Genomic DNA, 16,292 nt, shown 5'->3' on the forward strand with positions numbered 1-16,292 from the left:
GCCTCCGCCTTAAACGCCTCGTCGTACTTGCGCCGTTTATCGGGCGACGCCCCGCTGGTTTTTGCTGCCATGACAGAAGAAATATACGTCCTTCTTCTGTCCGTCATGCCTAGACCACCTCAAACTGCTCCCGGGTGGTTGGGTATCAGACCTATAAAAAAGCCGCCGTAGAGGTAATGAAACGTGAAATAAAAAACCCGCTACCGTATGGTTTTTGAGCGGATGTTTACCACCCGGGAAGGGAATTACCGGGTCAACCATATTGTATACGTGGGCCCTTCGTACCGGGCCCAGATTATTGAGAAGACGGACAAAACAGACAAAAGCTGGCGCGGCAGTTCTTACAAGGTCTATGTGGGCCACCAACGCTGAGCCGAACGCCTAAAAACACGAAACCCCGACCAGCCAGTTGGTCGGGGCTTCGTGTAAGTGTAGGTGAGCGGTTACGCCAACGCTTTCTTCAGGTCTTGCAGCAGCTGAGCCACGCCGGCTTCTTCGCCTACTGTGCCGAGGTGTACGCGCAGAGTGCGGCGGTTGTAATTGTGCAGGGCCTCTAGGTCGCCGGCAGCTTGGGCGTTCTGGAAGGTGCCAAAGGTGTAGGGTCGGCCGGGCAGGGCCAGGTCCTGGGCATGGTCGGTGGTGAGCTGCAGGAACAGGCCAGTGTTAGGGCCGCCCTTGTGGTACTGGCCGGTAGAGTGCAGGAAGCGGGGGCCGTAGCCGGAGGCCGTGGCAATGTGCAGACGCTGCTGCACCAGCTGGCGCAGCTCATCCAGGTCCGTGTTCAGGGCCGGGGTTTCCATCAGGTAGGCCTGAATGCAGAGGAAATTGTCGGGGCCGGCCTGCTCGAAAAAGGCTTTCAGAACTTCCACGCCGCTGTGGCCAGTTACGCTGGTGTAGTAGCTGAGGCCATTTTCTTCCAGCACCGGGGCGCTGGTCTGGGGCAAGGAGCCCCGCTCTACCACCACCTTCATCAGCTGGTCGGTGGCGGTTTTGGCGGCCTGCACGTTGGGCTGATCGAAGGGGTTGATTTCGAGCACCGCACTGGCTACGGCCGTAGCTACTTCCCAGCGGAAAAACTCGGCGCCCAGGTCCAGCGCATCACGCATCAGGATGGATACCACGGGGTGGCCGGCGGCCTGCAGGGCAGCTACTTTACGGCGGTTTTCCTCATCCGGCTGGTTTTCGTAGCCCACGTACACAAACACGCGGTCCTGGCCGTACACCTCGGGGGTGCCCAGCGGGTCGCCGGCTACGGGCAGAATGCCCTTGTCTTCTTTGCCCGTGCTTTCGGCAATAAGCTGCTCCAGCCACAGGCCCAGGTCGGTGAGGTTTGCGGGGACTACCAGCGTGAGCTTGTCGCGGCCCTGCTGGGCCAGCACGCCCAGGGCCACGCCCAGCTCCAGGCCGGGGTTCTGGGCCACGTCGCCCTCCGAGCCGGTGGCGCGCATCATCTCAATAGCGCGCTCCAGCAGGGTTTTGATGTTGATGCCGTACAGCGCGGCCGGTACCAGCCCGAAGTAGGAGAGGGCCGAAAAACGGCCGCCCACCTCGGCAAAATTCAGGAAAATGCGGCGGTAACCCTCGTTGGTAGCCTGGGTCACGAACTTGGAGCCCGGGTCGGTAATGGCCACGAAGTTCTCACCGGCTTTATCGCCTTTCAACTCTTTCAGGCGGGCGTAAAAGTAGTCGCCGAAAGCCAGGGGCTCAGCCGTAGTGCCCGATTTGCTGGCCACCACAAACAGGGTTTCGGGCAAGGACACGGCTTCTTCAATCTCGCGCACCGAGCCGGGGTTGGTAGTATCCAGCACGAGCAGGGGCAGGCCGTTGGCGCTTTTTTCAAAAGCCTGCTTAAACACAATGGGCGTCATGGTGCTGCCGCCCATGCCCATTACAACTACGTGCTTGAAGCTGGCGGCCCGCACTTCCTGGGCAAATTCCTCAATTTCACCAACTCGGGGCAGCATCGTTTCGGCCACCCGCAGCCAGCCCATAAAGCTGCGCAGACTCTGCTGAGCTTCGGCGTCCTGCACCCACAGGTCGGCCTGTTTCTGCCAGAAGCCGGCGGTGAAGTTACGAGCGTTGAAATCGGCAAGTTTGGCCGAAACGGCTGCCTGGTACTGGCCCAGCTGCACGGTCATGGCGGGGATGGAGAAGGAAGAAGTATCCATACTATTGAGGTTCACGAAATGGCGGTTGAAAAGGCGGCTTGCAGCGGAACGTCCCACAGGATGATGCCACTAGAAGCCGCGCTGCGCCGGAGCCGGCAACGGCCAGGCAGCCGGGCAAAGGTAGAGAAGTCGGTACATTTGGGCCCTATGCCGTGAGTAGTTCAGTATGTAGGGCGGGGGCGGGTGGTGGGGGCCAGGTAAAACAAGCTTATTCCGGCACGGCTATGGGCCCCAGTTGCCACTCCTGCTCCAGGGCCACCTGGGCGGCCGGGTTCTGCTCCCCCACCAGCCAGTCGAGGGCTTCGGCCGCGTTGCTGAAAAACTGGATTTCGTAGCGCATGAAGTGGCGGCCGGCCCGGATAAGGCTTTCTACTACCATCTGGTTATACACCGTATCGGGCGGAATAACCAGGGCTACTTGCTCAATAGCCCGCACCGAAACCCGGCTCAGCCAGTTGGCGGCCAGCCACAGCTGCTCATCCAGCCCCAGGCTGGGCAGGCCGTGCAGATCCAGAAGTACAACCGAAATATCCCCTTGCTCCAGCAGTTGGGCCACGCTGCTCATGCTGCGCTGGAAGCGGCGGCGGCCTGCCGAAGCAGCCCACTGAAAACGAAGCAAGCCAGCTTCCGGGTCAAACTGAGCCCGGATATCGGAAAGGGTAAGCAGCATAAGACACTGCCGGCCTGATTGGGCGGCGGGCCCGAACCTACGTAAGCTTGGCTCCGCCGGATTGTCCAGCTGCCAGAAACGGGCTATTTCGGGTGGGTTGCCAGTTTCTGGGGCCAGACGCGGATATTTGCGGCATGCCTACTATTTCCCCTCCCCCGGTTACCACTTTGCCCCCGGGTGTCAAGCTGCTGCAACTCAAGTTCCGGCTGCTGGCGGCCGTTTCCACGGAATTAGCATTTGGAGCAGCCTGGAAGCTATTTACCACACCCCGGCGGCTCCCCGAAAAGCACTGGGAAGCGGCGGCGCTGGCCACGGCCCGCTCATTCACGGTAGCTACCAAAACGGGCTCGGTAACCGCCTACGAGTGGAACCCGGTGGGCCGGCGCACGGTGCTGCTGGTACACGGCTGGGAGCACCGGGCCAGCTTTTGGGGCGTACTGGCCCGGGAACTGGTAACGGCCGGTTTCCGGGTAGTAGCTCTGGATGGGCCCGCGCATGGGGCCTCTGAGGGCCGGCGCACCACGTTGCCCAACTTTGCCCGTGCCGTGCAGGCCGTGGCCGATGTGGTGGGCGAGGTGTACGCGGTGGTGGCGCATTCGCTGGGTGGGGCAGCTACGGTGGGCGTGCCGGTGCAGTTCAACCAGGCGCACACCGGCCGGCTGCCGCGCCTGGTGCTGCTGGCGGTGCCGGGTAGCACAGCGGCGGTGGCCCGGCGTTTCGCCGAGCTGCTGCGGCTGCCGCCGGCCGTGGTAGCGCGCCTGAACCGGTACGTGCAGGAGCAGCACGGCCGCGACGCCGAGAGCTTCAGCCTGATTCAGGTGGGCTACCGGTTTCCAGCCGATTGCGCCCTGTTGCTGCATGACCACGACGATGCCAGTATTCCCTTCGCGGAAGCAGCGGAAATTGCCGCCAACTGGCCCGGCCTCGATTTTCGGGCCACTGCTGGTTTGGGCCACAACCAGATCATGCGCGACCCGGCCGTGCTGCGGCAGGTGGTGGATTTTTTGGGGTAACCGGTGCTGGGTGCGGAAGAGTAACGGGCTGGGGATAGGAACAAGTTCGGAGGGAATCGTACATTCACCGGCTCACTCCACTTCCAGCCTTTCCTGCTTATGTCCGCTTCTACCCGCAACATCATTGCCTGGATTCTGCAAGGCCTGCTGGCTTTGGCTTTCCTGGCATCCGGCGGTAAAAAACTCCTGGATTTACCCGGCACCGTGAATATGTTCGGGCAACTGGGCTTACCCGGAGTGCTTGCCTACGTAGTGGCCATTGGCGAAGTGCTGGGGGGCATTGGACTGCTGGTGCCGCGCCTGGTGCGGCCGGCCGCGTTGGGTCTCATCATTATCATGATTGGAGCCGTAGTGATGCACGCCACCAAAATACCGGGTGGTATAGCGGGCGGAATGCCGGCCCTGGTGTTACTGCTGCTGCTGGGCGTGGTACTGTGGCTGCGCCGCCCGGCCCCGGCTTCCCAGCAGCTGTAAGCGCCGGCCAGTTAGTAGGCTATCCAAGTTGCGGCCTGTTTGGGAGCGTGCGTGCCCGTAAGCGGGCCGCAGCTGCTGTAATAGGGGAACGGCTATAGGGTAGTGTGCCCCTCGGCGGCCAACTGGCGCAATATCTCCCGCAAACCAGCTGGCTCCTGCATCAGGGTGAAAACGTGCTGGAGGTACTCGGCTTCGGCCCGAAGGTGGCGCTTAAGCTGGCGGATTTCCTGCTCCCGCTTTTTGCCAGTGCTGCCGCTGAAGCCATTTTCGCCGTACTTGAGCTCATTCAGCTGCTGCTTAAGCTCCGTTTGCTGCTGATGCAAAGCTTGGGTGTACCGGGCGAGTACGTTTTCGTCGGTGGCAGAAGTTGGGGTGGTATCCGACAGGAGCTGGAGCAGGGTGTATAGGTCGTTGGTTTCGTAGGCCTCCGTGATGCGCTGCATCAGCTGGGTGCGGTGCTGCTGGGTGGCTTCGTCGCGGGCCAGGTCGGGGTGGTGGGCGCGGGCCAGTTGGCGGTACAGGTCTTTGGTGTTGCTGAGTAGCTGCTGCTCGGCGGCGCGGGTAGCCTGGGCAACGGCTTCCTCCGCTTTCTGCTGCTTGGTTTTGCGGCGGGCCCGGGCCGCAGCGGCGGCTTGCTCGTGGGGCGGCAGGGAAGAGTCCACGGGTTCGGCCGGCGCGGCCGAAGAAGGGGTTTCATCTACTTCATCCACGCGGCGGCGCGGGGCATACTTGCGCAGCACCGCCGAGGCATCTTCCCCGAACCGATCCTGCAGGGCCCGGGCGTTACCCACAATAAAGCCGGTAATCTGCTGCTCTTCCAGGCGGCTGAAATACCCCAGCAGCAAGGCTTCTTCCAGCGGAGCAAACAGTGCTTCCCGGGCTTGTACCACCACTTGGGCGGCCGGCCCTACCTGCTGCCAGTAGCGGCGGCGCGCCTCTGCCTGCTCCTGCCGTAGCTCCTGCAGCCGCTGGCGCAGCCCTTCCACCTGGGCTACGGCCTCCCGGAACGCCCGCTGAGCCGGTGTGCCCGGTGCCTCGGCGGGGGCTGGGGTGGGAAGCTGGTTGGCAGCGGGCAGGTCGGTGAGGGGGTTGTGCAGGTTCATACCGGCAAAGGTAGGGTTGCTGGATGGGTGGATGGGTAGATACGTCTGTCATCTTGAGCGGAGCGAAGAACCTTATCAGGTCTGAGTTTCTACCGAACGACTTGTTCTAACGTGGTAAGGTCCTTCGCTCCGCTCAAGATGACCGTTTCTCCATCCACCTATTCGCCCATCCATTCACCCAAATAGCTCATATGCCACCCGAAACGTGTTGCAGTGCGCGTCCACAATGTCGCGGAGCTGCTCGGAGTAGCCCCCACCCATGCTTACTGCCACGGGCAGTTGGTGCTGGCGGCAGAGGTCCAGCACGTACTCGTCGCGCTGGCGGCAGCCGGCTTGGCTAAGGGCCAGCTTGCCCAGCTTATCGGTAGCCAGCACATCTACCCCGGCCTGGTAAAAGATGAAATCGGGCTGCACTTCGGCCAGCAGCTGCGGTAGTGTATCCTGTAAAATACGCAGATACGTTGCATCATCGGTACCCAGGTCCAGGGCCACATCCAGATCCGACTGCTCTTTGCGCAAGGGGTAGTTGGCCCCGGCGTGCATACTGAAAGTGAACACGCGGGGCTCATCGTGGAAAATGCTGGCCGTACCGTCGCCCTGGTGCACATCCAGATCCACCACCAGCACTTGCCGGGCTAGGCCGTGGTGCAGCAAATGGGCAGCGGCCACGGCAATGTCATTGAGCACGCAAAACCCCTCGCCCCGGTCCCGGAAAGCGTGGTGAGTGCCGCCAGCTAAGCTCAGCCCAATACCATCCCGCAAAGCCCGCTTCGCCGATTCTACGGTGCCGGCCACGCTGCTCAGGGAGCGGCGCACCAGCTCGGGGCTCTGCGGCAAGCCTAGACGGCGCACTTCGGCGGCCGAAAGCTGCAGGTCGCGCACCCGGTGCCAGTAGTCGGGGGAGTGTACGCGCAGCACATCCTCTTCGGCGGCAAAGCCAGGGTCGTAGAAGTCGGCGGGGGCAGCAATGCCCTGCCAGAGGAGCTGCTCCTGAATGAGGGCGTACTTGGCAATGGGGAAGCGGTGGCCGTTGGGCAGGCTGATGCTATAGCGGGCGGAGGAGGCGAGGCAGGGCATAGGGTTTCGGCTCAACGCAGCGGCTCCCCGGCAGGTTGGGAAACCCGCGGCGCACTGCAGCTTCCATTCGTGTGCTGGCCGCGCCCCGCGCCCTAGTGCATATTCCGCTCCTCAATCAGCTTGAAGAAGGCATCGGCGTAGGATTCGCCGATGGGAATGATGGCCTCGCCCATGTAGATGCGGTTTTTGCGGATGGAGTCGATGTGGGCCAGGGATACAATGTAGGAGCGGTGTACGCGCACAAAATCGGGGCTGGGCAGGCGGTCCTCGAAGGCCTTGAGGGAGTTGAGGGTGAGGATGGGGCGGGCGCCGGCGTAAATCTTGATGTAGTCCTTGAGGCCCTCCAGGTAGCGGATGTCGCGCAGGTTCAGGCGCTGGGTGTGGTAATCGGCCTTCACGAAGATGTAGTCGTCGGCCGTGGAGTGGGCGGGGGCCGGCGCGGGGGCAGCAGCCGGCTCGGGCTGACGCGGGGCCAGGCGGTCCTGGGCTTTCTGGGCCGCCTGCAGAAACCGCTCAAAGGCAATGGGCTTTACCAAGTAATCCAGGGCGTTGAGGTTGAAGCCCTCCAGGGCGTAGTTCTCGTAAGCCGTAGTGAAGATAACCAGGGCCTGGGGCTGCATGCTGCGCACGAATTCCACGCCCGTGAGGTCGGGCATCTGAATATCCAGAAACAGCACGTCCACCGCTTCGCGTTGCAGTACCGTGAGGGCATCTAGGGCACTGCGGCAGGTGCCCACCAGCTCCAGAAAGGGCACGCGCTCCACGTAGGAGCTGAGCAGGCGCAGGGCCAGGGGTTCATCATCCACGAGCAGGCACCGGAGCATAGGCAAGAGTCAGGGTTAGGTCAATGATAAATTCGTCGGCGTTTTCTTCCACCTGCAACTGGTGGCGGCCATCGGGGTAAAGCAGGTGCAGGCGCTGGCGCACGTTGGGCAGGCCAATGCCCGAGTTGGGGTCGTGGGCGCCGGTAGGGGCAAAGCGGGAGTTCTGCACCCGAAACAGCAACTGGCCTTCCCGCACCAGAATATCAACGGCAATGCGCGAGAAATGGCGGCCACTTACCCCGTGTTTGAAGGCATTTTCCACGAAGGGAATCAGGAGCATGGGCTCAATCAGGGCCCCATCCAGCTGCCCATCTACCTCAAACTGAATGTGTACCTGCTCAGTATCCAGGCGCAGGCGCTGCAGGTCTATGTAGTTGCGCAGGTACTCCACCTCCCGCAGCAACGGTACCCGCGCCGCCTCCGACTCATACAGCATGTAGCGCATCAGTTGGGAGAGTTTGAGGATGGCCTCCGGCGTGTCGTCGGACTTGAGGTGGGCCAGGGAATAGATGTTGTTGAGCGTGTTGAACAGGAAGTGCGGGCTCACTTGCGACTTGAGAAACGCCAGCTCGGCCGTGAGCTGCTTGTTGGCCAGGTCCTGGCGGGCCCGTTCCGTATCAAACCACTCCTCCGTAATGCGCAAGCCCGTGCTGATAATCCAGGCCAGCACTCCAATCAGCCACAGGCCCTGCGGGGGCCGGGAGTAATGCATGCCGCCCGGCGGCGGAAAAGGCGGGTGGTGCATGGGCGCGTGGTGGCCCAGCAAACCCGCCATGCGCAGCAGCATGGGCAGGTATACCAGGGCCAGCAGCCCGGCGGCCGCCAGAAAGTACCATCCAAACCTGCGGCGGGCGAAAAGCCGGGGCACCAGCACGTAGTAGTTCAGGTAAAAATACCCAGCTACGGTAAGCGGCAGCATCACGTCGCGCAGGCGTAGCGGGGGCGGGTTTTCGGAGAGCAGGCGCGGCACGGCCCCCACGGCCACCCACGCGGCCACGTGCACAATCACGCGCAACACCTGCTGGCGGCTTACTCGGGAAACGGAAAAGGCCATGCGAAAGAAAATGGAGGATGCAAGTACGGAAATGGCCGGTTACGGCCCCAGGCCCGCGCCGCCATGCGCCGGGTGGCAAGAGGGCGGTGCGTACTCGAAGGGGGGCGACGGTTGGGTTTAGCGGTTGCCGCCGGCGGGCGGGCCCGTGCGCTGGGGCCGCTGCTGCTGCCGGGTCTGGTATTGCTGGTACTGCTCGGCGGTAAGCACCTCCTTCAGCTTGGCATCGGTGGCGGCGCGCTGGGCCTGCAGTTGCTGCTGCCTGGCGGCCCGGTCCTCGCCCTGGTTGCTGGCGCGTTGGGCCTGCAGTTGCTGCTGCTGCGCCTGCTGAAGGGCGGCTACTTTGGTTTGCTGCTCGGGCGTGAGGTTCAGCTCTTTCGTCATTTCGGCCAGGTGGTTGCCGGGGCCCCGGCCGCCGCGGCTTGTGCCATGGGGTTTGCCGGCTTCGGCGGTTTTTGCCGGGGCTTTATCCTTCTTAGCTTTTACCTTTTGTACGGGTTCGGTTTGGGCCCGCGCCTGGGGCGCGGCGGCCAGAGCGCCCAGCAGGAAGGAGGCAATCAGCAGCTTTTTCATAAGAGCGAGGAGAAAATGAGTGCCGCATACTTAGGCGGCGTGGTGAGGCAACACGACAAACGTATTACTCCGTTTTCGGGCCGGCGAAAAATATCTGCCAACCCCGTTGTTTCCTCGACGCGCCAACCCGCCTGAATCAACGGAGCACCTCAACCACGTCGTGCCCGCCGCCAGCAGGGACGGAGCGCGCGCCGCTTTTGGCAATCCTTCACGTCTGAGGCTGCGTACCTTGTACCCTATTTCATGTAGTGCCATGCCTGATTCCGCTTGCTCCTCACTTCCTGCCGCCGCTGTTACCGCCGACTGGCTTCTGGATACGCTGCCCAGTGGCCTGGTGGTGCTGGATGAGGAGGGCCGCATCCGGCGCCTGAACCAGCAGGCGGCTACGTGGTGGGGGCTGCCGGCCGGGCAATTGGTGGGTCAGCGTATTGTTGATGCTCCCGCTGCCACCCTGCCGCCGGAGCTGCACGCGGCCCTTCGGCAACTACCCCAGCAGGCTCCAACGGCTTCAGCTACCTACTTTCTGCCCCGGCACCACCAATGGGTCACGTTGGTCAGCCAGCGCCAGCCAGCACACTGCGTAATACACTGGCAGCCCGTGGCACCTCCTGCCCGGGAGCTGGCCGCCCAGCCAGCAGAGGCCACGTTCAGCGCGAATTTGGCGGCTCACCAAGCTTTTTTTCATGCCATTGACGAGGGGTTCTGCGTGATTGAGATGCTGTTCGACCACCAAAACCGCCCCTTCGACTATCGTTTTCTGAGCACCAACCCGGTTTTTGAGCGTCAGACAGGGCTGCAGAATGTGGTGGGCCGCTGCGTGAGTGAGCTGGCTCCCGCCCTGGAGCAGCACTGGTTTGATACGTACGGCCATGTGGCCCTCACCGGAGAGCCTCTGCGGTTTGAGCAGCGGGCCGCTGAGCTGCACCGCTGGTTTAATGTGCTGGCCTTCCGGGTTGGAGAGCCTGCCCAGCGCTACGTGGCCGTTCTGTTCCGCGACGATACGGCCCGCAAACGGGCAGAGGATGCCTTGCGCCAGTCGGAGGAGCATTTCCGGGTGGTAGCCAACCTCGTGCCCGACCTGCTCTGGACCAATGCCCCCCAGGGGGCCACCGATTGGTGCAACCAGCGCTGGCTGGAGTACACGGGCCAAACCCTGGAAGAGGTACTGGGCTACGGCTGGACCAACGTCATTCACCCCGACGACCGGGAACAGTCGCACCGGCAATTTCAGGCGGCCGTTGATGCTGGCCGGCCCCTGCACCTGGAGCACCGCATCCGGAGCGCCTCCGGCGAGTATCGGTGGTTTCAGGTGCGGGTAATGCCCTTCACGCAGCAACAGGGCCAGATTTTGCAGTGGGTAGGGGCTGCCACCGATGTTCATGAGCGCCGGCTGGTGGCCGAGGCCATAGCCGAACACAAGCTGCAGCTGGAGCGGCAGGTGGCCGAGCGCACCCAGGATCTGAAAGAAAGCCAGGAGCTGCTGCGCTCAGTGTTCGAGGCCAGCGTCAACTCCGTAACGGTGCTGAAAGCCGTGCGTGACGCTCAGCATGAGATTATTGACTTTGAGTACGTGCTGTCCAACCAGATTTCCCGGCTCTATAACAACGGCGCCAACGACCCGGGCACCAGCTACACCAGCGTGCATCCGGGTATTCGGCAGACAGTCCTGTTTCAGCGTTTTCAGGAGGTGGTAGAGTCCGGTCAGCGGGTTGATGTAGAGCTGTTCTACGGCCATGAGGATATCAACCAGTGGTTCCGGATAATAGCCGTTAAGCTGCAGGATGGCCTGGTGGTAATGGCCGAAAATATTACGGACCGCAGAACCTATGAGCAGGAGCAGGCCTACAGCCTGCAGCTGCTACAGCAGGCCGAGGAAGTATCCCTGATGGGTAGCTGGGAATACCATTTGGCCGATCAGCGCATGCAATGGTCGGCGGGCATGCACCGGCTCTACCATCGGGCTCCGGGTAACGACCCCGTCACGCCCCTCATCTACCTCAAGTACGCCGTGCCCGAATCATACGCCGCCGCCGAGAAGCTGGTGGAGCAACTGCTGGCTGGTAGCACCGGGCTGGATGAAACCCTGCGGCTCCGGCTGCATGGGGGAGAGAAAACCGTTCGGGTAAAAGCCATACTGGTAGCGGATGCCGAGGGCCGGCCGGCCCGCCTCGTGGGCATGGACGTGGATATCAGTGAGCGGCAACAGCTGGAGCAGGAAAACCTGCGCTTGCGCCTAACGCAGCAGCAAGGGTTGTTTGCGGCCGTGCAGCAGGCCCGGGAGGTGGAGCGCCGCCGTGTGGCCGAAGGGCTGCACAACGGGGTAGGGCAGATATTATATGCCACAAAACTCCGCCTGGAGCAGCTTTCCCCCCACATCAGCCACCTCACCCCAGACGCCGCAGTGGCGTACCGGGAGTCAAGCCAGCTGTTGGGAGAAGCCATCCGTCAAATCCGGGACCTGTCGCACGAGTTGGTGCCGCACATTTTGGAATCGTTTGGGCTCAGCACTGCTTTCCTGGATATCTGCCATAAGCTCAGCAGCCCCCGGCTGCGGCTGGATTGCCGGAGCATGCTGGCCGATGCGCAGCACAAACTCTCAGGAGCGTTGCAACTGGCCTTGTACCGCATGGCCCAGGAGCTGGCCCAGAACATCGTAAAACATGCGCAGGGTGCTACCCAGGCCCTGGTATGGCTGGAAGCTACTGCCGAGGAGGTTCTGCTGCGGGCTGAGGACAACGGCGGCGGCTTTATTACTGACCCAACCCAGAGTACTGGCCTGGGCTTGCGCAGCATCCGAAACCAGGTGGCCTTGCTAGGCGGCACCATGACAGTTGGTGTAAGTGAGCAGGGCGGTGCCCGGGTGCAGTTGCACATTCCGCTTACCGGCTTGCCCATTCTTTAGCGTTAGCCGGCACCTCCTTCAGGTTATACGCCGCTTGGGCTCGTGGCGCGCTACTCGTGCCCGGCTGGGTTGGCCGTGTTAATTGCGCGGCAGTGGCATTGTGCTGGATACGTATAGATAGAGCAATTTCCGGAACGGTGTAGAGACGCATACTTGCGTCTCGTCCGGGCCGCGTGCCCGATTATCGTCCAAAGGGGAGATGCAAGTATGCGCCTCTACACCGTCGTTGCATCGTTCGTGAAGCTACTATAATATGTATTTGTAGCCCGCATATGCTGTACTACCTGTTGGTTGTGTTAGTGATTACCCACGAAATACAACGGTGCATAATAAAATGTTAGGGGGTGCGAGTAGGCGTGTACATAAAGATGTAGTACAAGCAAATGACTGGGTGTTTTGATTTGTAAAAAATATTTAAAAAATATTTACGTGAGTATTGACTTTAATAAAATAACCTTTCTACCTTTGTCACGTTCACAAGCACCAAAGCAACCTTCGAACGCCCAACCTCTCTCTGTCATGCGCCTCCATTTCAATCAATATCAGCCAATGCTCAGTGGCCTGGATCGGAAGATTCAGCCGGGGTTCGGCGCGCATGCTCACAGATGAGGGTAACTACCTGATATCATCTTACGCAAACGCCCGAATCCCTCCAGATTCGGGCGTTTTGTTTTATTTTTCTCCGCTTTTATCCTTTTACTGCCATGTTCCTCTTCCTTACCCCTTCGTCCAACCTCCGGCGGCTGCTTGCTGCCCAGGGTCGCACGGTTCCTTTCGCCACAAGCCGATACGCTTATTCATGCAAGTAATTCTGCCGGTGCAGGAGCGTTGAAAGCGTAATTGCTACCTATTATTTCTGCGTGTCTGCAGCGTAAATTATTTGCGCTGGCAGAAAAATATTGCTCAATTATTTCGGTTTAATTAGCGCTGATTATTGCAAAATAATCAGGCCGGATACGTGCGCCTTTACACCCAAGAAATATGACCTGGAAATTAATTAGCTGCCCCCGCGGCACATCCTTTTCATCGGCTGCTTTCACGCAAGGCGGCACCTCCCGATGTCCAACCGAAACAAGCCTCTCTCAGTCGAGGTGCAAACCACCCGGCGCGTGGCTGCCGTGCTGGCCAATCGTCCTGCCGGCCACAAATGGCCCCTAGCTCGCCAGATAGAATTCATCTGTACCCGCGCCAGCGTGGCCGAAGTGCATGCTGGCCTGGAGCCCGATGCCGTAGCGGCCTTACTGTACTGCCACTGCCTACATGGCCGCAGCAGTGCCGAGCAGGAGCAGGCCCGCTGTGCCCTGCGGGCCTTGGTAAAATGCCGAACCAACATCCTTACCCGCGTTGAGCTGGTGCCGGCCGTGGCGGCCCTCACCCGCCTGTATCAGCACCGCCGCCGCAACCTAGCCGACTGGCGCCCCCACCGGCGCAACGCGTTCCGCCAACTCTACAGCCTGGTGGGGCATCTGTTCGATGGGTTCGGGGATGTGCCGGGGTGGGTACTGGAAGCCTGGGCCACCGGGCAGCTCACCCAGCACGGGGTGGATATGGCCCTGCTCACGGTGCATGTGGGCAGCGGTAAGTCGTTGCGCAGCTTTCCTGGGCTGCCGGTGCCGTTGAGCCGCCGCCTGGAGCACGAAATGCGCCAAGCCCCCTACGCGTACACGCTGGTACCGGCCCTGCGCTATGCCCAACTGGCCGCCACCAATGCCCTGGCCTTGCTGCCACCACTGTTAGTTACGCCGTTGGGCCGTGAAATTACCCCGCAGGATGCGTTTTGGCTGAATGTAGTGGAGTTTTTCCGTGAGGCGTCCATGGTCGATTATTGGCAGCTGGGGCCGGTGTGCGAGTGGATTGAAGTGGTGCGCACTGTGGGTACCAATGGACAACCTCCGCACCCCGGCTTCTCGCTGAAAGGCCGCTGTATGCAGGCAGTGCTGGCCCAGGCCGGGCAGTGGCACCGCCGCACCCACCGGGCCCGGAAATATTGGGGCTACAATGTAGCTCTCACCTCCACCTGGGCCGGTTTGCCGGTGGCCAACTATGCTTCCTTGGAAGCAGGCCGCGTGCAGATTACCCAGCTGCTCAGCTATGCGGCTTTAGTAGAGGAAGGCAGCTCCCAGAAGCACTGCGTGTCCTCTTACGTGTACTCTTGCCTGCGAGGCCGCTGCGGTATTTTCTCGCTGCGGGTCAATGGCGCCCGGGCTCTTACCCTGGAAGTGCGGGCCAACCGCCAACTGGTGCAGATCAGGGGCCGGGAAAACCGCCGGGCTACCGAGCAGGAGTTGCACTGGCTTCGGCAATGGGCCGAGGCGGCCGGCCTCAGCATCGGCGCTACGGCCTGCTAACAGAACCTGTATGCCTGCCAACTCCAACACTACCCGCCCTGCGGCTACGACCACCGACATCCGCTCCTTCGTCAATTACTTACTGTTTCTGTCCTCCCTGGCCCCGCCGCGCCCGCCCCGGTAACTCCGTTCTGCCTGCTGCTTGGCGCCTTACTTCCCCATCCTATGCGTTTCAATCAATTACTTCCTACTACGCCGGTACTCAACCACGCCGGTGCTCCGGCCTACGCCCTCACGCCGGCCCTGGAGCTGTACGCGGCCGTAGCCACGGCCGGCCTCAGCAACCAGTTCTACGAAAAAGCCGACACTCGCCTGGCCCGTTTGCGTGTTTTGGTTGCGCAGAATGAACCCTTGTTTGTGGCCCAGTTGGCCGTGTATGCCCGCGAAAAACTGTATCTGCGTTCCGTGCCGCTGGTGCTGGCTGTGGAGCTGGCCCGCCGACACCAGGGTACTGCCTTGGTGAGCCGCCTGGTAGCCCGGGTGGTGCAGCGCCCCGACGAAATTACGGAGCTGTTGGCCTACTACGCTGCTGCCAACGGCCGCTCAGGGCCCAAAACCTTGGGCCGCCTTTCCAAGCAGGTGCAGAAAGGGCTGGCCTTGGCCTTTAACAAGTTTGATGGCTACCAACTGGCCAAGTACGACCGGGCCGGCGCAGTGCGGCTGCGTGACGCCTTATTTCTGGTGCACCCCCGTGCCCAGGACGACGCCCGCCAAGCCCTATTCGACCAGCTGGTAGCGGGTAGCTTGCCCACACCCTACACCTGGGAAACCGAGCTGTCGGCGCTGGGGCAGGCGGCCTTTGCCACGGCCGATGAGCGGGCCGCTGCATTTCGCCGCAAATGGACGGAGCTGATTGGCAGCGGCAAGCTAGGCTACATGGCCCTGTTGCGTAACCTGCGCAACATCCTGGAAGCCGGCGTGCCTCCCGAAGCCCTGGCCCAGGTGTGCGCCACGCTGGCCGATGCCCGGCAGGTAGCCCGCAGCAAGCAGTTGCCCTTTCGGTTCCTGGCTGCGTACCGCGAGGTCAAGGTCCTGGAAGCTGGATTGGTAAACGCCACGCTGGCCGCCCTGGGGCTGCGGCAGAACCCTACTGCGCCGGTACTGGAAGCCTTGGAAGCAGCCATCGGCCACAGTACCGCCAACCTGCCCGGCTTCGGCCCCGAATCCCGGGTAGTGGTAGCCTGCGACGTGTCGGGCTCCATGCAACAGCCGGTATCGGCCCGCAGCAGAGTGCTGCTCTACGACGTGGGTCTGGTGCTGGGTATGTTGCTGCAAAGCCGCTGCCAAAACGTGGTAACCGGCATTTTCGGCGACACCTGGAAGCGCATTGGCCTGCCCCGCGGGCAAGTGCTGCGCAACGTGCAGGAGTTGTACAAGCACGAGGGTGAAGTGGGCTACAGCACCAATGGCTATCTGGTAATCGAAGACTTGCGCCGCCGCCGTGAGGTGGTGGAGAAGGTAATGATTTTCACTGACTGCCAACTCTGGAACAGCCATTTCAACGGCAGCAGCCTAGCCAAGGAGTGGGCCGAGTACCGCCGCACGGTGGCACCGCAGGCCCGCCTCTACTTCTTCGACCTGGCCGGGCACGGTACCACCCCGGTGCAGACCCACCCCGAACACGGTGCTTACCTCATTGCCGGGTGGTCGGACAAGATTTTTGACGTGCTGACGGCGCTGGAAAACGGTGGCTCGGCCCTTACGGAAATCGAGCAGATAGAACTATAAATGCTGTATTGCTACTCATCAATTGCTAGGTAAGCCCTATCCGATACACAAATTAGCGCGGCCCCGGGAGTGGCCTTGACACTCAATTAAAGCGGTGCCACTCCTGGGTTGCGTCCCACCTTCTTAACCTTGCCATCCCCATGTTCCACTTCAACTAATATCCGTTTTGGGAAGGCGGCTGCTACACAACAGCATCCGCCGGCCGGAATGGCTCCGGTGCCGCACCCGGTGGCCCGCCCATTCCAACCCGACTGACGCTTTCCGGCCTTTGGAGGCAGGTGTCGTAGGCAGGCGTTCCTTCGTCTGGTAGAAGCCCACGCTGTGGGTTGGGGTTCGAGTCCCCGCCGCGGCCCTGCCGTGG

12 protein-coding genes are annotated in these 16,292 nt (G+C 61.7%); 5 read left to right on the forward strand and 7 right to left on the reverse strand.

Translation table 11 applies throughout. The features are described from left to right. Positions 1–443: 443 nt before the first annotated feature. Both ROI90_RS20015 and ROI90_RS20020 read right to left on the reverse strand, forming a co-directional pair. On the reverse strand, positions 444–2,168 hold the full coding sequence (locus ROI90_RS20015; protein WP_316000059.1) for a hypothetical protein: 1,725 nt from the start codon (positions 2,166–2,168) through the stop codon (positions 444–446). Between the two features lie 208 nt (positions 2,169–2,376). Then, positions 2,377–2,838: a hypothetical protein gene (locus tag ROI90_RS20020; protein WP_316000060.1), complete on the reverse strand. Its 462-nt coding sequence runs from the start codon at positions 2,836–2,838 to the stop codon at positions 2,377–2,379. A 134-nt stretch (positions 2,839–2,972) separates the two neighbouring features. Between ROI90_RS20020 and ROI90_RS20025 the strand changes: the two genes are divergently transcribed. Together ROI90_RS20025 and ROI90_RS20030 are read left to right on the forward strand one after the other, a co-directional pair. Then, a complete protein-coding gene (locus ROI90_RS20025; RefSeq protein ID WP_316000061.1) occupies positions 2,973–3,851 on the forward strand; it encodes an alpha/beta fold hydrolase in 879 nt (292 codons plus the stop codon). A gap of 99 nt (positions 3,852–3,950) precedes the next feature. Continuing rightward, positions 3,951–4,325, forward strand: a complete 375-nt coding sequence (locus ROI90_RS20030; protein ID WP_316000062.1) for a DoxX family protein — start codon at positions 3,951–3,953, stop codon at positions 4,323–4,325. 92 nt (positions 4,326–4,417) lie between these two features. On the opposite strand, the gene ROI90_RS20035 is transcribed toward ROI90_RS20030, so the two are convergent. From ROI90_RS20035 to ROI90_RS20055, 5 genes are all read right to left on the reverse strand, one after another. Beyond that, positions 4,418–5,428: a J domain-containing protein gene (locus ROI90_RS20035; RefSeq protein ID WP_316000063.1), complete on the reverse strand. Its 1,011-nt coding sequence runs from the start codon at positions 5,426–5,428 to the stop codon at positions 4,418–4,420. A 174-nt stretch (positions 5,429–5,602) separates the two neighbouring features. Then, positions 5,603–6,505, reverse strand: a complete 903-nt coding sequence (locus tag ROI90_RS20040) for a histone deacetylase family protein (protein WP_316000064.1) — start codon at positions 6,503–6,505, stop codon at positions 5,603–5,605. Positions 6,506–6,597: 92 nt separating this feature from the next. After that, the gene (locus ROI90_RS20045; RefSeq protein ID WP_316000065.1) at positions 6,598–7,329 is read right to left on the reverse strand and encodes a LytR/AlgR family response regulator transcription factor; all 732 of its coding nucleotides are present in this window, start codon (positions 7,327–7,329) and stop codon (positions 6,598–6,600) included. Further along, positions 7,304–8,383 carry a sensor histidine kinase gene (locus ROI90_RS20050; protein WP_316000066.1) on the reverse strand — a complete coding sequence of 360 codons (1,080 nt, stop codon included), beginning with the start codon at positions 8,381–8,383 and terminating at the stop codon, positions 7,304–7,306. The genes ROI90_RS20045 and ROI90_RS20050 overlap by 26 nt, the downstream gene beginning before the upstream one ends. A gap of 117 nt (positions 8,384–8,500) precedes the next feature. Then, on the reverse strand, positions 8,501–8,953 hold the full coding sequence (locus ROI90_RS20055; RefSeq protein ID WP_316000067.1) for a hypothetical protein: 453 nt from the start codon (positions 8,951–8,953) through the stop codon (positions 8,501–8,503). A 253-nt stretch (positions 8,954–9,206) separates the two neighbouring features. Here ROI90_RS20055 and ROI90_RS20060 point away from each other — a divergent pair, with 253 nt between their 5' ends. From ROI90_RS20060 to ROI90_RS20070, 3 genes are all read left to right on the forward strand, one after another. Beyond that, positions 9,207–11,855 carry a sensor histidine kinase gene (locus tag ROI90_RS20060; protein ID WP_316000068.1) on the forward strand — a complete coding sequence of 883 codons (2,649 nt, stop codon included), beginning with the start codon at positions 9,207–9,209 and terminating at the stop codon, positions 11,853–11,855. Between the two features lie 1,058 nt (positions 11,856–12,913). After that, positions 12,914–14,203: a PcfJ domain-containing protein gene (locus ROI90_RS20065; RefSeq protein WP_316000069.1), complete on the forward strand. Its 1,290-nt coding sequence runs from the start codon at positions 12,914–12,916 to the stop codon at positions 14,201–14,203. A 165-nt stretch (positions 14,204–14,368) separates the two neighbouring features. Further along, positions 14,369–15,931: a TROVE domain-containing protein gene (locus tag ROI90_RS20070; RefSeq protein ID WP_316000070.1), complete on the forward strand. Its 1,563-nt coding sequence runs from the start codon at positions 14,369–14,371 to the stop codon at positions 15,929–15,931. Positions 15,932–16,292: the final 361 nt, after the last annotated feature.

Origin of the sequence: Hymenobacter endophyticus, from assembly GCF_032464715.1 — a bacterium.
Lineage (GTDB): Bacteria > Bacteroidota > Bacteroidia > Cytophagales > Hymenobacteraceae > Hymenobacter > Hymenobacter endophyticus.